Genomic DNA, 22,173 nt, shown 5'->3' on the forward strand with positions numbered 1-22,173 from the left:
AACTCAGAAGTGAAACACAATCGCGCCGATGGTAGTGTGGGGTCTCCCCATGTGAGAGTAGGTCATCGCCAAGCGCCAAATAATGCAAAAGCCTCAGCGAAAGCTGGGGCTTTTTGCTTCATACACTACTTAAGTTTGTAAGTAAGCACTATCCATGCGAATAGTGCTCATATTGCGCCTAAAGCAACTCGTCCAGGATTTTATCCAATATCGGCATATTGGCATCGGGAAACTGATATTGCGGTAATGCCGCAATATCTATCCAGGCAATTTGCTGGCCTTCAACACCGTAGGCTTCACCAGAAAACCCTGTCACTGTCATGATATCAAGAAATACCTGCTTATCTGGATAGTCATAAGCAAGCTGCATGAAGGGCGCACAGTCAGTGACGGTTAAGCCGACTTCTTCTTGTAGTTCCCGATTAAGCGCTGTTGCTGTATCTTCGCCTGGCTCAACCTTACCGCCGGGAAACTCCCATTTGCCCCCTTGATGAAGGTGACCATGACGTTTGGCTAAAAGGATCTGCTGACCACGGATAATTATGCCTACCGCGACGTGAACGCGTTTATTTGTTGCCATATCTTATCAGTCTGGATCTTTGAAAAATTCGACATCCTCGTAACCGAGTTCATCGAGAAGTTGCGGATCAATTTCCGGCTTTACCGGAATGGTATATTTTTCCGAAGCCCATTCACCTAAGTCTATGAGTTTGCAGCGCTCGCTACAGAATGGTCGGAATTCTGCGGCAGAAGACCATTCAACAGGCTTCTGACATGTTGGACATTTAACAACCGTGGGCATCGAAATACGCCTATATTGCGATTCATTTACCCCGCCATGTTAATGATTTCAGCTACAGGTCGCCAGTAAGAATTTTACCGTCTGTTGCGAATGCTTCTGTTGCTCAAACTGGACAAAGTGAATGGCAAAGCGATTGCGATGACCGCTAATGGTCGGATAGCAGCCGTCATTGGCGTTTAACTTAACCCTGACCAGAGACAGTGCTTGCGGACTGCTATCGTGATAAAAGCCTGCATGAGCCACCGCTTCACGGTACTCGCTGCTCGCGCGGGTGAGTTGCATTAGCAGGCTAATGGGATGCAACAGACACTGAAAATGTTCTACCCATTGCTGATACTCCTGCTGTCTCTCTGCCCACGGTTTTGCCAGCCAGAAGTGAAGCTGTGGCAGATCGAAGTTGCAGCAGGCTCCATTTAAATTAAGCTTTTGACGCACGGTGGCAATAAAGCGATTTTGCTTCAGCTGAACGCCTGGGCGTTCTGGGGTTTGTAGCTGTTCACGCGCCAGTGAAAGCTGCTCCAGAAAAAAGTCTGGTGGCTGATTACTTAGCGCGGCTGCCGCAGATGAGGTGTTTAGTTGCAGCAATAAGCGGTCGACATCTTTCAGCAATTCACTACGGAAATCGCAACGTTCAGCTAGTTCACAAAGTGAGAACAGCGGAAAGAAGCAACGATGCTGATGGTCTTCCTGTAAATGCGTATCAAGTTGGCGAGCAAGGTGCTCAAGGCGCAAATAGTTGCGTACTTTCTCATTCAATGGTTGTTCAAATACGAGTTCATTCATGGGATTACTGGGCTTTTTCTGATTGTTTTAAGTATTTATTATGCAGAGCCAGAATCTGAGACTTCAGTGATTCAACATCTCCTTCGTTGGTAATCACATCATTGGCTTTGGCCAACCGTTGTTCACGGCTGATTTGGCTGTCAATAATGTTAATAACCTGCGTTTTGGATACATGATCCCGGTCAATAGTTCGCCGGATTTGTGTATCCCTTCCAATATCTATCACTAAAGTGTGATTTACAAGACATTCGAGTCGATTTTCGAACAATAGCGGTACCACCAATATCGCATACGGAGAGGTTGCCGCTTTAGCTTGCGCTAACATGCGCTGACGGATCATCGGATGCAGTAGCTGATTCAGCCACTCACGCTGCTTGGGGTCAGAAAATACCTGTTCGCGTAACAAACTTCGGTTTAAGGTGCCATCAGTATCCAGAATAGTTGTACCGAAATGCTGCACAATCTGCTGCAACCCTTCCGAACCTGGCGCAACCACTTCGCGGGCGATGATATCGGCATCTACAATAGTGACGCCCAACTCTGCAAACAGATTAGCAACAGTGGATTTACCGCTGCCAATACCACCGGTGAGTCCCACGATATAGTCAGACATCAAAGGCTCCGCAGATACCAGCTAACGATATCTTGGCCCCAAAGCAAGGCAATCCAGCCCGCGATCACAATGTAAGGACCAAAGGGAATCGGATTATTACGTTGCATGCCTTTAAACAGCATCATGGACAGGCCGATGATGGCGCCCACTGCCGATGACAGCAGAATGATCAGCGGTAGCATCTGCCAGCCCAGCCAAGCGCCGAACAGCGCCATCAACTTAAAATCACCATAACCCATGCCTTCTTTGCCGGTGACCAGTTTAAATAACCAGAACACTGACCAGAGACTGAGATAGCCCGCAATAGCACCAATCACCGCATCGGTTAATGGCACAAATAGGCCAAAGTAGTTAGCTGCTAGCCCTAGCCATAAGAACGGCAATGTAATCTGATCTGGCAGCAACATTTCATCCAGATCAATCCCAGCTAACGCGATTAAGGCAAATGTCAGTACTGCAGACAGCGCGAACTGCCAGGTGGGGCCAAAGTGCCACGCGAGCGTCGCAACGAGAACTGCTGCCAGTAATTCAAAGAGGGGATAACGTGGTGAAATGGGTTGTTTGCAGGCTGCACACTTACCGCCTAACAGTAACCAGCCAATAATGGGCAGATTGTGCCAAGGCTTAATCGCAGATTTGCATTTGGGGCAGGTGGAGCCAGGGACAATCAGATTGAATGTCGGCGGAAGATTATCGATGGGTTTCAGCAGCTTTTTTTCATGCAACAGCTTAAATGCATCGGATTGATATTCTTCCAAATAGGCTTCGCATTCCTGCTGCCACTCTCGCTTCAGCATCACAGGAACACGATAGATCACCACGTTGATAAAACTGCCAATCACTGCGGCGAAAACAAATGCTAACCCAATGAACAGCCAAGGAAATTGGCTTAGCGTAGTAATAAACTCAGACATAGTTAATGATTTCTTTTAATTGTTATTTTAAAAAAGACTATAGGAAGTTAGGTTGAGTAAGCCTCGAAAGAACACTTAATTAGCCACCGACTACTTTCCCTAGTTGGAAGATTGGCAGATACATACCGACAATGAGACTGCCGACTAGACCACCAAGCACCACCATCATAAGCGGTTCGATGAGACTGGATAAACCATCGACGGCATCGTCCACCTGCATTTCATAGATATTGGCAATTTTATTGAGCATATCGTCCAATGAGCCGGATTCTTCACCAATCATTACCATCTGGATCAGCATGTCAGGAAATAGCTTGGTAGTGCGCATAGCGACGTTCATTTGCATCCCTGCCATCACTTCATTTCGCACGTTCATTAGTGCTTTACGGTAAACGGCGTTACCGGCAGCACCAGCGGCTGATTCAAGCCCCTCAATTAACGGTACCCCGGCAGTGAAAGTGGTGGCTAAAGTCCGGGCAAATCGTGCCATGGCGCCTTTATGGAGTATTGAGCCTATTAAAGGAATTTTTAGTACCAGTTCATCGATTTTATCGCGAAATTTCTGTGAGTTACGATGCGCACGCACAAACAGCCAAATTCCTGCCACTATCCCAATAAGAAAGAAATACCAAGAACTTTGTAACCATCTGGATATGTTGATAATCATTTGAGTGAATGCAGGTAATTCCGCGCCAAAGCTGTTGAATATAGTTTCAAACTGAGGCACTACAAATAACAGCAACAGAGCCGTGACGGCAACAGCGACAACTACTACTGCAGCCGGGTAGAACATTGCCTTTTTGATTTTGGATTTCAGTGCTTCGGATTTTTCTTTGTAGGTCGCAATTCGGTCAAATACTAAATCCAAAGCGCCTGAATGCTCCCCGGCAGCCACCAAATCTACGTACAGGTCATCAAAATATTGACGATGAGGTCTTAATGCTTCTGATAAAGGAATACCCGATTGTACGTCAACTAAAATAGTACCTAATAAGTTGCGCATTTTTGGCTTTTCATGGCCACGACCCACTAAATCAATAGAAGTAACTAATGGCACCCCTGCCGCCAGCATTGTCGCAATTTGGCGAGTAACCATCGCGATATCCATGGGTTTGATTTTTTTATTTTCATTACTAAACAAACCATTGGATTTTTTGACGACGGATTTGGGAATAATGCCTTGGCTTTTCAGCTGGTTTTTTATTTCGGTGGGAGAGGTTCCACGAAGTTCGCCACTGGTTTTATTGCCGTCACGGTTGGTACCTTTCCATTCGAAGGTATAGATGGTGGGCGCTTTCAGTTGTTTTTGCTTTTTGGCAGTTTTGCGGGTCGCAGTTGCTGTCGCCATAATCAGGTTCCTTTGCGCCTAGCTTGTATGAAGAATTATTTTGTAGTTTAGCTTCACTTATCGGTCAGAAACTCGTGACGCGGTTGACTTCGGCAATGCTGGTCACGCCCTCTATTACTTTTAGTAATCCCGATTGCCGTAGATCACGCATGCCTTGCTCTTTCGCCATCTTAGCAATTTGTAAGGAATTACCGCCTTCCATAATCACCCTGGCGATTTCATCGGACATCTTCATCACTTCATAGATACCGACACGGCCTTTATAACCGCCGGAACAGTGCTCACAGCCACAAGGCTTGTAAACCGTAAATCCTTGATCGACTTGTTCTTGACTGAATCCCAAATTTAGCAGCTCATGTGCCGGGATCTCTTCAGGTTGCCGACATTCGACGCATAAACGACGGGCCAATCGCTGCGCAATAATTAGATTGACTGAGCTGGCAATGTTATAGCCAGGAACCCCCATATTGAGCAGACGAGTGAGGGTTTCCGCAGAGGAGTTGGTATGCAGGGTAGACAGTACTAAATGGCCTGTCTGCGCCGCTTTAATGGCGATTTCGGCGGTTTCCAAATCGCGGATTTCCCCGACCATCACTACGTCCGGGTCCTGACGTAAGAACGAACGTAGCGCCGAAGCAAAGGTCAGTCCGGCTTTAATATTGATATGAACCTGGTTGACGCCTTCGAGGTTAATTTCCACCGGGTCTTCAGCGGTAGAAATATTGCGCTCTTCGGTATTGAGAATATTGAGCCCGGTATACAGCGACACGGTTTTCCCAGAACCGGTCGGGCCAGTGACCAAAATCATCCCTTGCGGGCGTGACAGCATCTCCAGATAAGCCTGTTTCTGATCTTCTTCATAGCCCAATTTCTCGATACCGAGCTGTGCTGAGGAAGAGTCGAGAATACGCATCACAATCTTTTCACCCCAGAGCGTGGGCAGGGTACTGACACGAAAATCGATGCTTTTATTGCGGGACAGCTTCATCTTGATGCGGCCATCCTGTGGCACCCGACGTTCAGCGATATCCAGCTTGGACATCACCTTTAAGCGGGCAGAAATTCTTGAGGCCAAGTTAATGGGAGGCGCCGACATTTCATGTAAAATGCCATCAATACGAAAACGGATGCGGTATTTCTTTTCGTAAGGTTCGAAATGCAAATCTGACGCTCCCTTACGAATGGCATCAGTTAAAATTTTATTAATATAGATAACAATTGGGGCATCATCAGCGGCTTCTGTAGGGTCATCTAGGCGATTCTCTGCATCAGCGACTTCAATTCCAGCCAAGGCATTTTCATCAATGCCACTGAGATCTAACGCGCTAATATCTTCTTCCAGCACTTTATCCAGTGCTTTGGCTAGCTTATCTTCTTCTACTAGGATGGCTTCAGCGTGCAGTCCGGCACTGAACTGAAAATCTTCCAGCGCTGCAATATTGGTGGGGTCAGAGGTCGCAATATAAAGGCGGTTACCGCGTTTAAATAGCGGCAAACAGCGATGCTTATCGATGAGTTTTCGGTTTAAAAATTCTTCCGGAATGCTGCTGATGTCGAACTCAGCCAAGTCCAGTAACGGGGTGCCATACTCTTCATAGCAAAGTTCAGCAATCGTGCGCGCTGATAACAGTCTACTGGCCACCAAGGTGGTGACCAGTGACTGTTTGCTTTTTCGGGATTGCGCTACGGCCTCCGCGAGTCTGCTTTCATCCAGCAGACCCTTACGGATAAACAGTGTCGATAATCCTAAATGAAGGCCTGTAGTTGGCATTGTTATTTCAGACCAGCACCTTTCTTACACAACGCCAAATCGTTAGCGTCTCCAGAGACGGCAGTCATAGTGAAGGTGACTCCTCCATCATTATCAAAGACACCCGCCAAGCTACAGTGAGTTGTAACCCATGTTAGTGTTGTTCCGGTCCCTTGCACTGGATCAGTAAATCCTGCTGTAATTTGTTTGTTTTTTGAAATTTCTGCAGATAACTCGTTTGGTGTTTTACTACATCCAATACCAGTTTGGACACACGTCTGAACTTTTTGTGCAAATGATGAAAGACCTTTCATCGCAGCCCCCCCTTCAGATGTAGTCACATAATCTTTATAAGCAGGCAGCGCGATAGCGGCCAGAATACCGATGATGGCCACTACGATCATCAATTCGATCAGGGTGAAGCCTTTAGTGTTGCGTTTCATACCTTTCATATCTCTCTCCGTTTAAAAACTGATGCGGCATTACTGACGGTAGTGCGGCAGAGTTCCTTCTCATTTGGTCCTCGTCGAGGGTTCAACAGAACTCCCGACCAGAAAACGCGAGACACGGAACACGGCATGCGTTACCTGTGTTAACTCTTACTAATGCTAACCAAGCCTAAATTCAACCGGAATTCAGTTTGTTCAGCATCCTCAGCGACCCCGTACACTAACGAGCTCATCGGCCGTTTTTGTGCACCGCCTTGTTGTGTCATCGATATCATACGCGTAGATATCAGCGACAACCAGCATCAGGTTAACCTCAGTTTCTGCCTACAGCAGCAAAATTTGTTGTTGAGTGTCACTTTTGCCGTTATGTCAGGGCGCTATGCCCCAACGATGATGAGAATAATCTAGAAAATATGACATAAATGTTAAAATTGTAAAAATTAAAACAGTTGTAAATTTTACTGAATTTACTCTCGCCTACGGGCTGTAGGCCATAACGGCCATCTCGCCACGCCTAAAAGTTATTACATTGTGAATCGAATGAAAATGCCTAAATCACATTTTTTCGCATTTTTAATGGATTTTCCGTGAGTTGTGAGCCTTATTACAGTCGCATTGCTGTCGTTAATTTGGCAGCGGCTGCGATAGCGTCAACCATGCTGCAAACGTCAAAAAAACAATGTTAACAAAATATCAGTTTGGATAGTTCTGAGGTCGTTTTATCACGATTTTCGAACCGCAAAATGACAATAAAAGTGATATTTTATGAATAATTTCAACAAAGACTGGGATTATTGCTGACTGTCAATCCGGCACATTTGTTAAAACTATTCATTAACAATAGGATTAACCTTTAAATCGCATGGATAGATCCAGCGCGCACACATGTTTTGTCAACGCGCCGACAGAAATATAATCAACGCCGGTATTAGCAAAGGTAGTAATTGATTCCAGTGTGACATTGCCGGAAACTTCGAGTTTGGCGCCTTTTTGCTGCTCAAGGTACTGTTTATTAAGTTCCACCGCGGCCAACATGTCGGTGATATTAAAATTATCCAGCATGATAATGTCGGCTTCGGCATCTAATGCTTGTCGTAATTCATCCAGATTTTCCACTTCGACTTCCACGGGTTTATCTGGCCGCAAGGCTCTGGCGGCATTAATGGCTTTAGCGATGCCACCACAAGCGAGAATGTGGTTCTCTTTAATTAAAAACGCATCGAACAGACCAATACGGTGATTTTTACCGCCGCCACAGGTGACGGCATATTTTTGGGCGGTGCGCAGGCCGGGAAGGGTTTTGCGCGTATCCAGCAACTGACATGAGGTGCCGGCGAGTTTATCACTGTAGATTTTGGTCAAGGTGGCGACACCTGACAGCGTCTGGATAAAGTTCATTGCCGTGCGCTCGCCCGTCAATAAGCTGCGGGCTGGGCCAGAAAGGTCGCAAAGTTTCTGATTCGGCACCAGCAAATCGCCGTCATCTACATGCCAGTGCAGCGCCACATTACCGCCCAGTTGATAGAACACCTGTTCGGCCCAGGCTTTGCCGCAAAACACCCCTTCTTCACGGGTGATCAACACGGCTTCACCATGTTGGTCTTCTGGGATTAACAGTGCAGTGATATCACCTTCACTGGCATTGAGGTGGCCTAAATCCTCATCAAGAGCCGCTTTAACACTGACGCAAATGTCATTTTCCAGCATTTAACTGTCCTGAGATTAACTTGCTGAGCCTAGTAGCAAGATTAGCATATTGGGCAGTCTTAGCGCAGCTGTGCATTGTAGACGCATGGGCATTTGCGGCGCTAAAGAATACTGGTAAAGTATTGAACCGCATTAATTTACTGCTACTGAACAAGGTTTGCACAGCGTGGACAGATATTGGTTTGAAGGCTGGTACCGCGACGCGCGGAAGTGTCCGTCACCTCATTTTAATGCGCGGCCCACCAACGAAGTGAGTTTGCTGGTGATTCACAACATCAGTTTGCCCGCCGGTTGTTTTGGCTTGCCTTATATTGAGCAGTTATTTCTGGGAACGCTGGACTGTCATGCCGATGCGAGCTTTGCGGAGCTACAGGGACTTGAAGTATCGGCGCACTTTCTGATCCGTCGTGACGGTGAAATCGTGCAGTTTGTCTCTTGTGACGAACGAGCCTGGCACGCCGGAGTCTCGAGTTTTGACGGACGCATTGGCTGTAATGATTTCGCGGTGGGGATCGAACTGGAGGGCACAGATACTTCCGGCTATACCGATATTCAGTACCAACAATTACAGCAGCTTACCCGTGAATTGATGACAATTTATCCTATGATTGTCAAAAAGCGGATTGTCGGTCACTGCGATATTGCGCCGGGTCGCAAGACCGATCCGGGGCCAGGATTTGACTGGCAGCGATATTTGGCGGCGGTTTAACGGCGTTTTACGGTCATGGCCGGAATGTTGAGTACCAAGTTGCGGCGTGAACGATACCGTTTCCAGCTCACGCAATAAGAAATTTCCTTTCCTGCCTGTAACGCAGGATTGAAACTGGAGAGAAACATGGCTCTGTTTTCCCTGTTGGTCGCCATCATTATTGAGCGACTCAAGTTATTGCCTGGTGCCTTGCAGCTGGATAACGGTTTGCACTGGTATCAACAGCATCTTTTTGCCGGCAATCTACTGCACTCATTGCCGGGGATGTTACTGGCATTATTGTTGCCCACTGTATCGGTGGCGGTGCTGCTGTGGGTCGTTAATGGTTGGTTTTTTGGCTTGCTGACGCTCATGGTTTGGGTGGTATTTGGCATGGTGTGTTTTTCACACCAAAAGCAACGCGCGGTATTTAAGCGATATATGCAGGCTGCCTGTCGTGGTGATGTCGAAGCTTGCTATTTATATGCAGGTGAACTGGACTGCACCGACTGTGTGGATGCCGTTAGCGAAAAAGAACTGGGTGCCAGAGTCGGACAGATGGCCGCCTGGATTAATTATCGTTATTACGCCGCCGTCGCCTTGTTTTTAATAGTGTTTGGACCAGTAGGGGTAGTGTTTTACTGTACCGTACGTTTCTTTGCTGAAGAGCGGAAACGTCACGATGCTGACTGGCCGTTACTGCCGGGGCTGCTCTATGTGTTGGACTGGTTGCCCGCAAGACTGGTGGCACTCGGGTTTGTTTTCAGTGGTCAGTTTTCTTCCGGTTTTAGCCGGTGGCGTGAGTTAGCCTTCGATTGGCGCTGTAAACCCCGCAGCATCATTACCGGCGTCGCTGTGGCGGCGGAGGTGATGCCGGAAGAAACGTTAGCCCCTATCTGTGTGCGTTCCACGATAGCGTTGCTGGCGCTCAGTAAGCGTAATTTTGTGCTGCTGTTGACTATCCTGTCATTGCTGACCATTTTTGGTTGGGTCAGATAAGGTATTCAGGTGTGGCTGATAAGGCGCTAATTATTGGCGTGCAGTGTCGTGAAAGATTTTTGCTGGTTTTTGTGGTGCTGATGCTGGTTTTGGCTGGCGGCAGACTATAATGTAGGCCGATACTCTGCTGATAATTGTCAGCAATAATGAAAATAATCGCGGATAGGCCATTAGACTTTAGGCTAATGGCTACCTTCCAAAACCTTGTTGTTTAGGGCATGCTCACATATTGTGGGTTTAATTGACGTAGATCACTATCTAGACAATAAAATTGTGATTTGTTAAAGTGCGCTCACCCGGAGGAATTGGTAAGACCAATTTACAAAATGGAGCTGAGTGCCCGTTATGGCTTATAGCAAAATCAGTCAGCCAAAAATTTCTGACGTTATCATGAATCAACTGGAGCAGATGATTCTTGAAGGCAGCTTGAAGCCTGGTCAAAAACTCCCTCCTGAACGTGAACTGGCATTGCAGTTCGAAGTTTCCCGCCCTTCTTTAAGGGAAGCCATCCAGAAGCTTGAAGCTAAAGGGTTGTTGCTGCGCCGCCAGGGTGGTGGCACCTATGTGAAGCAGCAATTGTGGCAAAGCCTGTCTGACCCAATTGTGGAATTGATGCAACACGACAGTGAAAGCCAATATGACTTGCTGGAGTTTCGTCATGCTACCGAAGGGATGATGGCTTATTTCGCCGCGCTGCGGGGTACTGATACGGATATGCAGAATCTGCAAGATTGTATCGACCGCGTAGAAAGTGCATCGGGGATTACTGAACAAGCCAGTGCGATTGTCGATTTCTACCGGACAGTGGCAGAAGCTTCGCATAACATGGCGATGCTGCATCTGGTACTGAGTTTAACAGCTGTGCTGCACAAAAATGTAGCCGAAAACCTAGAGCTTCTGAGCCGACGCGAAGAAGCCACCCACAAGGCTAACGAGCACCGGCGGGCTTTGCTTGCCGCGATCGTTCGTCGCGATCCTGAAGCCGCACGTGAAGCATCCAACGAACACTTGAGCTATATAGAGGAAGTCATGTTGTCGGTAAGGGAAGAAGACAGTCGGTTGCAGCGTAGCCTGCGCCGTTTGAAGAGCGGTGTGTAATCCGGGCGTTTTGGGCGCCGAGGACATCGCAATCACAACTTTTACAATGTATAGATAAGGACAGTGTCATGTCTGAAAATATGCTACAAGACTTGGATCCATTAGAGACTCAGGAGTGGCTGGATGCCCTGCAAGCAGTATTAGAGCAGGAAGGGCCGGAACGTGCTCATTATCTGCTGGAAAAGCTGATCGACAAGGCTCGTCGTAACGGTACTTATCTGCCGTACTCTGCAACAACTGCATACGTCAATACCATTCCTGCTGGTCAGGAACCGCAGATGCCAGGTGATCAGGGGCTGGAACGTCGTATTCGTGCGATTATCCGCTGGAACGCTTTGGCGATGGTGCTGCGGGGTTCCAAAAAGGATCTGGAGCTTGGTGGTCATATTTCCAGTTTTGCCTCTAGTGCCACTATCTATGACGTGTGTTTCAACCATTTCTTCCGTGCGCCTAACGCCAAAGACGGCGGTGATTTGGTGTACTTCCAGGGGCACATTGCGCCAGGGATTTATTCCCGTTCATTCCTCGAAGGTCGTCTGACTGAAGATCAACTGGCAAATTTCCGTCAGGAAGTGGATGGCAAAGGCCTGTCTTCTTATCCACACCCTAAACTGATGTCGGACTACTGGCAGTTCCCTACCGTATCGATGGGCTTGGGTCCAATTCAGGCGATTTATCAGGCACGTTTCCTGAAGTATCTGACTGACCGCGGCATTAAAGATTGTTCAGAACAGACCGTGTACTGCTTCCTCGGCGATGGCGAAGTGGATGAGCCAGAAGCCCTGGGTGCCATTGGTCTGGCCGCGCGTGAAGAGTTGGACAATCTGGTATTTATCATCAACTGTAACCTGCAGCGTCTGGACGGTCCGGTCCGTGGTAACGGCAAGATTATTCAGGAACTGGAAGGGGAATTCCGCGGCGCTGGCTGGGAAGTGGTCAAGGTGATCTGGGGCCGTTACTGGGATCCGCTGTTAGCTCGCGATACCAGTGGTAAGTTGCTGCAGTTGATGGAAGAAACCGTTGACGGTGAATACCAGAACTGTAAAGCCAAAGGAGGTGCCTGGACGCGCGAACACTTCTTTGGCAAGTACCCTGAGACTGCCGAGATGGTTGCCAACATGTCTGATGATGACATCTGGCGTCTGAACCGTGGTGGTCACGATCCGGTGAAGATTTATGCGGCGTTGCAGCACGCTAAGAATACCAAAGGCCGCCCAACAGTGATTCTGGCCAAGACCGTAAAAGGTTATGGTCTGGGTGATGCCGGTGAAGGTAAAAATATCGCGCACAACGTGAAGAAAATGGATATCGAATCTATCCGTTACTTCCGTGATCGTTTCAATATCCCAATTCCTGATGACAAACTGGATGAAGTCCCTTTCTACCATCCAGGTCCAGATTCAGAAGAAGTGAAATACCTCAAGGCTCGTCGTGAAGCTTTAGGTGGCTATCTGCCTTCTCGTCGTCAGAAGTTCACTGAAGATCTTGATGTGCCATCATTGAAGATTTTTGACGCCGTACTGAAAGGCTCTAATGGTCGTGAAATCTCCACTACCATGGCGTTTGTGCGGGTGCTGACCGCGTTGCTGAAAGACAAAGGTGTCGGCAAAAATATCGTGCCGATCATTCCTGATGAAGCCCGTACCTTTGGTATGGAAGGTCTGTTCCGCCAGGTTGGGATTTATGCTCATGAAGGGCAGAAATACGTGCCTCAGGATAAAGACCAGGTGGCTTACTACCGTGAAGATAAGTCTGGCCAGGTATTGCAGGAAGGGATTAACGAACTCGGCGCGATGGCATCTTGGGTTTCTGCGGCGACCAGTTATTCCGTTAACGATTCACCGATGATCCCGTTCTACATCTACTACTCCATGTTCGGTTTCCAGCGTATCGGCGATCTGGCCTGGGCGGCAGGTGACCTGCGTGCTCGTGGTTTCCTAGTCGGCGGTACTTCGGGTCGTACAACGCTGAACGGTGAAGGTTTGCAGCATCAGGACGGTCATAGCCATATCCTGGCGAACACCATCCCAAGTTGTATCAGTTATGATCCGACTTACGGCTATGAAATTGCCGTGATTGTTCAAGATGGTATCCGCCGTATGTATGGCGAAAATCAGGAAGATATCTTCTACTACCTGACCACCATGAACGAAAACTACGTGCAGCCGGAAATGCCAGAAGGCGTGGAAGAAGGCATTGTAAAAGGTATCTACAAACTGGAAAGTGTTGCTGGCTCCGGCAAAGGTAAAGTGCAGCTGATGGGCTGTGGCACTATTCTGGAACAGGTACGTAAAGCGGCTCAGGCGTTGGCAAAAGATTACGGTATCAGTGCTGATGTGTTCAGCGTTACCAGCTTTAACGAACTGGCGCGTGAAGGTCAGGATTGTGAACGCTGGAATATGCTGCATCCAACTGAAACACCAAAAGTGCCATACGTTGCTAAAGTGTTGTCCAAGGATGCACCGGCAATTGCGGCCAGTGATTATATGAAGCTTTACGGTGAACAGTTACGGGCGTTTGTACCAACGGATTACAAAGTATTGGGTACCGATGGTTTCGGGCGTAGCGATAGCCGCGCTAATCTGCGCCACCACTTTGAAGTGGATGCCACTTACATTGTGATTGCAGCGCTGAAATCCTTGGTAGATCGTGGCGAATTGCCAGTTGATGTGTTGACTAAAGCAATCGCTGAATACGGTATCGATACCGATAAGATCAACCCACTGTTCGCGTAAGAGGGAAACAGAATGGCAGATTTAAAAGAAGTACTGGTGCCCGATATCGGCGGTGACGAGGTGCAGGTGATTGAGATCTGTGCCAGCGTAGGCGATAGCCTGGCTGCTGAAGACGCCATCATTACCGTTGAAAGTGATAAAGCGACGATGGATATCCCGGCACCATTTGCCGGGGTACTGCAAGCGCTGAAAGTAGCGGTGGGCGATAAAGTCTCTGAAGGTACCTTGATTGCGTTGTTGGCGGCTGAAGGTGCTGCTACGGCACCACAAGCGGCAAAAGCAGAAGCTCCGAAAGTTGAGCCGGTTAAAGCCGAAGCGCCTAAAGCGGCAGCAGCTGTTGCTACCGCCCCAGTCGTTGCGGCGGCGAGTCAGGTGATTGAAGTAACCGTACCTGATATTGGCGATGCTAAAGATGTCGACGTGATTGAAGTGCTGGTGAAAGAAGGCGATAGCATCGAAGCCGATGCCGGTCTGATCACACTGGAAACTGACAAAGCCACAATGGACGTACCGGCACCGCAGGCGGGTGTGGTGAAATCACTCAAAATCAAAGTCGGTGACAAGGTTTCTGAAGGTTCCTTGATCCTGTTATTGGAAGTTGCTGGCGGCGCCGCTGCTGCCCCAGCGCCAGTCGCTGCAGAACCTGCGCCTGTTGCCGCACCTGTTGCTCCAGAAGCTGCACCAGTGGCAGCCGCTCCTGCCGTTGCTTCCATACAGGAAATTAAAGTACCCGATATCGGCGGTTCTACCGATGTTGATGTCATAGAATTGCTGGTCGCTGTTGGCGATATCGTCAGCGTAGACCAGGGGCTGATTACCCTTGAAAGCGATAAAGCGACCATGGAAGTACCCGCACCAGTTGCAGGCAAGGTGACTGAGCTGATCGTCAAGGTCGGCGATAAAGTTTCTGAAGGCAGTATCATTGCCAAGGTGGAAGTGCAGGGTGTGGCCGTTGCCGCTTCAGCCCCAGCCCCACAGGCAGAAGCCGCTGCACCAGCACCAACTGCAGCTCCAGTGGCCGCAGCGCAACCAAGTCGCCCACCCGTACCGTATCATCCAAGTGCTGGCGTACAGCCAAGCACCGGCGTTGTGTTTGCCTCGCCATCAGTGCGCCGTTTAGCGCGTGAGTTTGGTGTGGACTTGAGCCTGGTCAAAGGTTCTGGTCGCAAAGGTCGCATCCAGAAAGAAGATGTTCAGGCCTATGTCCGCTATGAACTGTCACGACCCAAAGCCTCAGCTGCGACAGCCGTCGGTGGCGGTAATGGTCTGCAAGTGATTGATGCACCTAAGGTCGATTTCAGTAAGTTTGGTGAAGTGGTCGAAGTGCCGCTGACGCGTATTCAGAAAATCTCTGGTCCGAATCTGCATCGTAACTGGGTCACAATCCCTCATGTTACCCAATTCGACGAAGCTGATATCACCGAGCTGGAAGCTTTCCGTAAACAGCAGAACGAACTGGCTGCCAAGAAAAAGCAGAACATCAAGTTCACCCCGCTGGTGTTTATGATGAAAGCCGTAGCGAAAGCCTTGAAGGATTTTCCGACATTCAACTCCAGTCTGAGCCCGGATGGCGAATCCCTGATCCAGAAAAAGTACTACCACATTGGCGTAGCAGTCGATACGCCTAATGGTCTGGTGGTGCCGGTATTCCGCGACGTGGATAAGAAAGGCATCGTGGAACTGAGTCAGGAATTGGCGGACATCTCTGCTAAAGCCCGTGATGGCAAACTGAAAGCGGCAGATATGCAGGGCAGCTGTTTCACTATCTCGAGTCTAGGTGGTATTGGTGGTACTGCATTTACCCCAATCGTTAACTATCCGGATGTCGCAATTCTCGGCGTGTCTAAGTCTGAGTTTAAGCCGAAGTGGAATGGTAAAGAGTTCATTCCGCGGCTGATGTGCCCGTTATCTTTGTCATACGATCACCGGGTGATTGACGGAGCGCTGGCCGCGCGTTTCAGCGTAACGCTGTCAAGCTACCTGTCTGACATTCGGACATTAATTATGTAATCACAAAGGCTGACCAATTGGGTCAGCCTTACGTTTTATTGTGGCCACGGTCATCTAAAGGTTAAAATGCAGCCACTTTCATGACGGTAAAGTGGTTGAAGGCTCCAAGGTTGGGCTGGCCGTCCCGACGGACTGAAACAAATCAGAGGAAAAAATGAGTAACGAAATCAAAACACAGGTTGTGGTATTAGGTGCCGGCCCCGCAGGCTATTCAGCCGCTTTCCGTGCAGCGGATCTGGGTCTGGAAACAGTGATTGTTGAACGTTACAGCACTCTTGGCGGTGTTTGCCTGAATGTGGGTTGTATCCCTTCCAAAGCCTTGCTGCATGTTGCCAAAGTGATTGAAGAAGCCAAACACATGGCAGCTAACGGTGTCACTTTCGGCGAACCACAGATCGATATCGATAAATTGCGTGCATTTAAAGAAAAAGTGATTAGTCAGCTGACCGGTGGTCTGGGCGGCATGTCTAAGATGCGCAAAGTGAAAGTGGTTAACGGTTTCGGTAAATTTGCCGGTCCTAACAGCATTGAAGTGACTGCTGAAGATGGTAGCAAGACTACGGTTAACTTTGACAACGCCATTATTGCTGCGGGTAGCCGTCCGATCCAATTGCCATTCATTCCTCATGAAGATCCTCGGATTTGGGACTCTACTGATGCACTGGCATTGAAAGAAGTGCCTAACAAACTGCTGGTAATGGGTGGTGGGATTATCGGTCTGGAAATGGGGACTGTGTACTCTGCTCTGGGTAGCGATATCGAAGTGGTGGAAATGTTCGATCAGGTGATCCCTGCCGCTGACAAAGATATTGTGAAAAACTTCACCAAGCAGATCAGTAAGAAATTCAAGCTGATGCTGGAAACCAAAGTGACAGCTGTCGAAGCCAAAGATGATGGCATTTATGTCACTATGGAAGGCAAGTCTGCACCTGCTGAACCCGTGCGCTATGATGCCGTGCTGGTGGCCATCGGTCGTACCCCTAACGGTAAGCTGATTGATGCTGACAAAGCTGGCGTGAAGATCGATGAACGTGGTTTTATCAATGTTGATAAGCAGATGCGTACCAATGTGCCACACATCTTCGCAGTGGGTGACATCGTCGGGCAGCCAATGCTGGCGCACAAAGGCGTGCATGAAGGCCATGTGGCGGCAGAAGTGATCTCTGGTCTGAAACACTTCTTCGATCCGAAAGTGATCCCCTCTATCGCCTACACCGATCCAGAAGTGGCGTGGGTAGGTCTGACTGAAAAGCAGGCAAAAGAACAGGGTATTGCATACGAAACTGCAGTATTCCCATGGGCTGCCAGCGGTCGTGCGATTGCGTCAGAAGCTAGCGAAGGGATGACCAAGCTGATTTTTGATAAAGATACTCACCGTATCATTGGTGGTGCACTGGTTGGGGTAAATGCCGGTGAACTGCTGGGCGAAATCGGGTTGGCCGTGGAAATGGGTTGTGACGCAGAAGATATCGCGCTGACTATCCATGCACATCCAACACTGCATGAATCTATTGGTCTGGCTGCGGAAATCTACGAAGGTTCTATTACTGACCTGCCTAATCCTAAGGCGAAAAAGAATAAGTAATCGCTAAGTTGATCTGTTAACGTAAAGCCCGGTATTCGTGCCGGGCTTTTGTTTATTAGGTATCAGCGATAAAAGTATCAGCTGATTTTGTAAATAAAATGTGTTTATATGGTAGCGTCCCCGTCAGGGCCTAATTTTTATCTATGTGGCCGTCGTAGTCAGGAATGAACAGACAGATATTTGCAATAGTGGTATGCGTTATTTACCTGCTACTGGGTAGCTCATGCGCTATTGCCGGTGAGTTAGTGCAGCGCGTATTTTCTGCCAGAGATGGTATGGGAAATTCTGCCATTCAGGATATGACCACGGATGACTACGGGTTTATTTGGCTAGCGACCGAGCAGGGCTTGTATCGTGTCAGTAATAACGTGGTACGGCGCGTTGATAAATCTGCAACTAATTCCCGTCTGGATGAAGAGTACTTTCTGTTAGTCGCTAAAGTCGATCATCAATATCTGCTGACGGTGACTGAACGTAATACCTACCTATACAACATTCACAACAATTCGTTTCGCCGTTTCGGCACGCCAACGTTTTTTCCCGATTTTGATGGTAGTGCCCTAAGAGCTACGGCGCCGTTACCAAACGGTGATCTGCTGTTGCTCTCGGCGCAGGGCAAAGTCTGGCGGCTTTCAAAAGATGTTCAACAACTACGCGAGCTGTTTAGTCTTCCGAAAATGACAGATGGCAGTTGGAACCGCATGTTGTTAATGAGTGATGGCCGTTTAGTGTTGGGTAACAGTCGGCACCTGTGGCTATACGATCAGCAGGGCAACGCGTTAGCGTCATTGTCATGGAAACGTGCATCCGGCAGTGTTTACAGCTTGTATCAGGACAGCCAAAACCGCGTATGGATTTCCGGCGGTGACGGTTTATACCAGTTGGATCTCGAAACACTAAAGATTGCTATTGTGCCGCAAATACCATATTTGTGCCGCATGGTGGCTGAGGATGAAAAAGGTAATCTGTGGGTCGTTATCCGTGGTGGACTGCTGAAATATTTCCCCAATGAACACCGGATTATTTCCTATAAAGATCAACTGAAGCAACGCGCTGGGATCGACAGCCCGAATGCGCTGTTAATTGATCAACATGGACTGGTGTGGGTTGCCGGAACCGGAAATCCGTTAGCGATTCTGGCAGAGACCCCCGATTTTTTGCTGGACAGCATCAGTAATGATCCCCCGTATAAATTGAATATTGATACGGTGTGGTCCATCGCCGCCGATGATAGCTCGCTGTGGCTTGGCAGTAACGGAGCGTTATATCAGGTCAATCTCACCAGCAAAATCTCGGACCGCTACGGAATCGAAGGGATGGACCCGAGTGATAGCATCTATCGTATCGATGCGATAGATGCAGCACATTGGCTGTTATCGACGACCAATGGCTTGTATATCTTCGATAAAGTTGCCCATAAAGGGACGCGACTGGTTACCGCTGAGGCACCAGCGGGGGTGCTTGCTCATAAAGGCGTATATAACGTGCTGCATGAAGGCAAAAATTGGTGGCTCGGGACAAATTATGGACTGTATCACTGGGTACAAGGGGGGGATATTGAACGTATCCACCTCCCAGGCGTAGACACTGACCAAGAGCGCCTCATTGTCTTTGGTTTATATCGGGACTGGCAACATCGCTTGTGGGTGGGTGGTGACAAATTCTTAGGATATTTCGATAGCACTGAAGTTTTTCATCGGATAGAAAGCGTCAATAGTGACGTGTTAAAGAAATCAATTATCAACCAGATACTGCAGGTGAGCGATGATACCTTCTGGCTTGGTACGCGCAGTCTCGGTATGCAGGCATTAAATATTAAAACCTCGGAGATCCACAGTCTGACCGACCAATGGCAGGTCGAGTGTGATGGTGTGTATTTCCTGAAAGATACCAAAGATTTTAGAGTAGTGGGCTGTCCGAAAAAAATCATCCGGCAGAACAAGCACAACGGCGAGTTGTTGGTTCTGGGATATACCGATGGCTTGATCGCACCGGAGCTCAACGAAGGTGCCATCTATTATGATGCGGCCAAAGGGTTGTATGTTGGAACTCCGGAAGGGGTGATGTTACTGGATGTCCCCCACATGAAAAACCGTATTGCGGATCTCGGTGTCGTGTTGGAGTCGGTGTCGGTTTATTATGAAAATCGCACTATGGTCAGTATTGTGCCCCATCCGGGGATGCAGATAGCCCCAAACGCTAAGCTCATCAGTTTTCAGTTATCCAACAGCAATTATCTGGGGGATGCCGCCACCAGCATTAAATATCGTCTGCTTGAGCCGGGAAGCAATCAAACACCGAATTATGTGCTGTTAGAAAATCAGTCTCAAATCAACCTGGCGGGGCTGAAAGGTGGCACCTATAACCTCGAGGTGTTGGGGCAGGTCAATGGCGTCTGGAACAAAACCCCGGTGGTATTCCCATTTGAAGTGCGGATCCACTGGTGGGAAAGCAACTGGTTCCGTGCGTTGTGGATGCTGTCGCTGTTAGCCGCATTGATAGGCATCATTGTCTACCGCCATCGGCAGGTATTGCGTTTCCGTGAGATTAACCACGCGTTAACCGAGAGTGATGATCGTCTACGGCAATCGTTGCGTGGCAGTGATTCTGATCTTTGGGAATGGTACCGGCAAGATAATCAGTTCTATCTGGATAATCATGGCGATGTGCTAGGTATGAATAACGACCAGCTGACAGTGAAGTTTGGTGGTTTTCCGATGCACCCGGATGATCGTCCACGCGTGGAACAGCAATGGCAGCAAGTGCTGAATGGTGACTTGGCGAGCTTTGATGCGGAATACCGCTATAAACGTAGCGATGGGCATTGGGGCTGGATAAAAGTGCGCGGGCGTCCGGTGAACTGGGATCCAGAAACCGGTGCCATATTAAAAATTGCCGGTATTTATAGCGAAGTGACGACCGCTAAACGGCTGGAAAGCGAGGTCAGCCTGTTGGCGCGCGCCTTTGAAAACACTTCTGAAGGGGTGTTAATTCTGGATGCCAACGAGTTCATTGAGGTGGCGAATCGCGCAGCAGAAGAGTTGGTAGGGATCAGCCGTCAGGAGATGACCGGTAAACAGGTCGGGGAAGTCATGTGTTCCGGCGACGGTAAAGCGGCGCATGTGGCTCCATTGCTGGAGGGGCGCAGTTCCTGGACTGGCGAGCGCGAGTTGATGAGCCGCAATCGCAGCAGTTTCCCGGTGTGGCTGAATGTCTCGGCGATGAAGGACAATTTTCAGCAGTTACGTCATTATGTTATTGTCTTTTCAGATATTACCGAACGAAAACAGTCAGAGGCCGAGCTTAGAAAGCTGGCGAATTATGACGTCCTGACGGGCTTACCTAACCGCAGTCTGTTTGCGGTGCGCTTGGAGCAGGCGATAACGCGAGCCAGTAAGGATAACGGCAAGTTAGCGCTGCTGTTCCTCGACTTGGACCGTTTCAAGCAAGTAAATGATTACTATGGCCACAGCATGGGTGACGCCTTGCTGGTGGAGGCCGCCAACCGCTTACAGTCGGTGCTGGATGACGGTCAACTGCTGTGCCGGTTTGGGGGGGATGAATTTGTCATTCTGGTGAATTCTGGGGATGTCGATTTAATCAACCGTCTGTGTGATCGCTTATTGTCGCAAATTGCCCAACCGTTTAGGTTATTTGGCCGCGAATTCTTTGTTTCCACCAGTATCGGTATCAGTATCTGGCCCGATGATACTGAGCAGCCCGAAAACCTGATTAAAAACGCCGATCAAGCCATGTATCACGCCAAAGATTCTGGTCGCGGTAATTTCCAGTACTACTCCCGGGAACGTAACGCTGAGGCGCTGTACCACATGCGCTTAGAAGGCGACTTACGGCGAGCCATCGAGCAGGATGAATTTGAACTCTGGTATCAGGGGCAATTTGATCTGCTGCAGGATGACCGCTGTATCGGGGCAGAAGCACTATTGCGTTGGCGGCATCCTCAGGATGGCTTTGTGCCGCCGGATATCTTCATTAAAGTGGCGGAGAGTTGCGGCCTGATCATTGATATTGATCGTTGGGTGATGCACCGCGCTTGTCTCGATGGCGCGCGTTTATGTCAGCAGTTTAGCAATCTCAATTTCAGCATCTCAGTCAACGTCAGTGCGGTACATTTTCGGCAACCCGATTTCATCGAGTTTGTGCTAGACACCTTGCAGCAAACTGGCATGCCGGCGAATCGTCTGACGCTGGAGATTACCGAAGGGGTGTTGATGAAAGAGCTGCACATTGCAAAGCAGCATCTGCGGCGTCTGCGTAAACATAACATTGAAGTCGCGATTGATGATTTTGGTACCGGTTACTCTTCGTTGGCCTATCTGCGTAACTTCCAGGTCAATGCGTTGAAGATCGATCGCTCCTTCCTGTTGGACATTGCCACTAATTCCGCGGACCAGGCCATTGTGAGCAGTATTATCGAACTGGCCCGTAACCTGAAGCTGAGCGTCGTTGCTGAGGGCGTTGAAACCAAAGAGCAACTGGAACAGGTGTTCAGCCGTGGTTGTTATGTGATTCAGGGGTACTATTTTGCCAAGCCGGCGCCGCTCGAGATGTTGGAGCAGCAATTGTTGCAATATCAACCAGTGCAATAATATCGCTGTGTTGTAGATTCTTTTTACCCGGGCTTCTCTGTTAAGATATGCCGGTCATTTGCTGAACAGAATCCGTGCCATC

General features: G+C 48.8%; 17 protein-coding genes. 7 read left to right on the forward strand and 10 right to left on the reverse strand.

The features are described 5' to 3' along the window. Positions 1-178: 178 nt before the first annotated feature. The 9 genes from mutT to nadC form a co-directional block, all read right to left on the reverse strand. Positions 179-580 (reverse strand): 8-oxo-dGTP diphosphatase MutT, encoded by a 402-nt coding sequence (mutT, locus tag PY479_RS12690; RefSeq protein WP_275483995.1) that lies wholly within the window; start codon positions 578-580, stop codon positions 179-181. 6 nt (positions 581-586) lie between these two features. Then, the gene (gene yacG / locus PY479_RS12695; protein WP_212595163.1) at positions 587-802 is read right to left on the reverse strand and encodes a DNA gyrase inhibitor YacG; all 216 of its coding nucleotides are present in this window, start codon (positions 800-802) and stop codon (positions 587-589) included. Positions 803-850: 48 nt separating this feature from the next. After that, on the reverse strand, positions 851-1,585 hold the full coding sequence (gene zapD / locus PY479_RS12700) for a cell division protein ZapD (protein ID WP_212595164.1): 735 nt from the start codon (positions 1,583-1,585) through the stop codon (positions 851-853). A gap of 4 nt (positions 1,586-1,589) precedes the next feature. Beyond that, complete coding sequence (gene coaE, locus PY479_RS12705) at positions 1,590-2,198, reverse strand: dephospho-CoA kinase (RefSeq protein ID WP_275483996.1); 609 nt, start codon at positions 2,196-2,198, stop codon at positions 1,590-1,592. After that, positions 2,198-3,112 carry an A24 family peptidase gene (locus tag PY479_RS12710; protein ID WP_275483997.1) on the reverse strand — a complete coding sequence of 305 codons (915 nt, stop codon included), beginning with the start codon at positions 3,110-3,112 and terminating at the stop codon, positions 2,198-2,200. The genes coaE and PY479_RS12710 overlap by 1 nt, the downstream gene beginning before the upstream one ends. Before the next feature lie 79 nt (positions 3,113-3,191). Continuing rightward, entirely contained in the window at positions 3,192-4,460 is a 1,269-nt protein-coding gene (locus tag PY479_RS12715) for a type II secretion system F family protein (protein ID WP_275483998.1), read from the reverse strand. Between the two features lie 64 nt (positions 4,461-4,524). Beyond that, positions 4,525-6,231: a type IV-A pilus assembly ATPase PilB gene (gene pilB, locus PY479_RS12720; protein WP_275483999.1), complete on the reverse strand. Its 1,707-nt coding sequence runs from the start codon at positions 6,229-6,231 to the stop codon at positions 4,525-4,527. 2 nt (positions 6,232-6,233) lie between these two features. Then, entirely contained in the window at positions 6,234-6,653 is a 420-nt protein-coding gene (locus PY479_RS17580) for a prepilin-type N-terminal cleavage/methylation domain-containing protein (protein ID WP_343377252.1), read from the reverse strand. 852 nt (positions 6,654-7,505) lie between these two features. Beyond that, complete coding sequence (gene nadC, locus PY479_RS12730) at positions 7,506-8,366, reverse strand: carboxylating nicotinate-nucleotide diphosphorylase (protein ID WP_275484000.1); 861 nt, start codon at positions 8,364-8,366, stop codon at positions 7,506-7,508. A 166-nt stretch (positions 8,367-8,532) separates the two neighbouring features. On the opposite strand from nadC, the gene ampD reads away from it, so the two are divergent. Next, positions 8,533-9,075 carry a 1,6-anhydro-N-acetylmuramyl-L-alanine amidase AmpD gene (ampD, locus tag PY479_RS12735; protein WP_275484001.1) on the forward strand — a complete coding sequence of 181 codons (543 nt, stop codon included), beginning with the start codon at positions 8,533-8,535 and terminating at the stop codon, positions 9,073-9,075. Here the strand turns inward: ampD and PY479_RS12740 are convergent. Then, on the reverse strand, positions 9,072-9,203 hold the full coding sequence (locus PY479_RS12740; RefSeq protein ID WP_275484002.1) for a hypothetical protein: 132 nt from the start codon (positions 9,201-9,203) through the stop codon (positions 9,072-9,074). The two genes, ampD and PY479_RS12740, sit on opposite strands and share 4 nt — an antisense overlap. Between PY479_RS12740 and ampE the strand changes: the two genes are divergently transcribed. The 6 genes from ampE to PY479_RS12770 all read left to right on the forward strand — a co-directional run bounded on the left by ampE (position 9,202) and on the right by PY479_RS12770 (position 22,091). Next, on the forward strand, positions 9,202-10,053 hold the full coding sequence (gene ampE / locus PY479_RS12745; RefSeq protein ID WP_275484003.1) for a beta-lactamase regulator AmpE: 852 nt from the start codon (positions 9,202-9,204) through the stop codon (positions 10,051-10,053). The two genes, PY479_RS12740 and ampE, sit on opposite strands and share 2 nt — an antisense overlap. A 345-nt stretch (positions 10,054-10,398) precedes the next feature. Then, complete coding sequence (gene pdhR, locus PY479_RS12750) at positions 10,399-11,151, forward strand: pyruvate dehydrogenase complex transcriptional repressor PdhR (RefSeq protein ID WP_212595172.1); 753 nt, start codon at positions 10,399-10,401, stop codon at positions 11,149-11,151. 68 nt (positions 11,152-11,219) lie between these two features. Continuing rightward, complete coding sequence (gene aceE, locus PY479_RS12755) at positions 11,220-13,886, forward strand: pyruvate dehydrogenase (acetyl-transferring), homodimeric type (protein ID WP_275484004.1); 2,667 nt, start codon at positions 11,220-11,222, stop codon at positions 13,884-13,886. Between the two features lie 12 nt (positions 13,887-13,898). Next, the gene (aceF, locus tag PY479_RS12760) at positions 13,899-15,896 is read left to right on the forward strand and encodes a dihydrolipoyllysine-residue acetyltransferase (protein WP_275484005.1); all 1,998 of its coding nucleotides are present in this window, start codon (positions 13,899-13,901) and stop codon (positions 15,894-15,896) included. A gap of 154 nt (positions 15,897-16,050) precedes the next feature. After that, complete coding sequence (gene lpdA / locus PY479_RS12765; RefSeq protein WP_275484006.1) at positions 16,051-17,481, forward strand: dihydrolipoyl dehydrogenase; 1,431 nt, start codon at positions 16,051-16,053, stop codon at positions 17,479-17,481. Positions 17,482-17,645: 164 nt separating this feature from the next. Beyond that, the gene (locus PY479_RS12770; RefSeq protein WP_275484007.1) at positions 17,646-22,091 is read left to right on the forward strand and encodes an EAL domain-containing protein; all 4,446 of its coding nucleotides are present in this window, start codon (positions 17,646-17,648) and stop codon (positions 22,089-22,091) included. The last annotated feature ends 82 nt before the right edge of the window (positions 22,092-22,173 follow it).

Origin of the sequence: Shewanella sp. A32, assembly GCF_029167175.1 — a bacterium.
In the GTDB taxonomy this organism is placed as follows: Bacteria; Pseudomonadota; Gammaproteobacteria; order Enterobacterales; family Shewanellaceae; genus Shewanella; species Shewanella yunxiaonensis.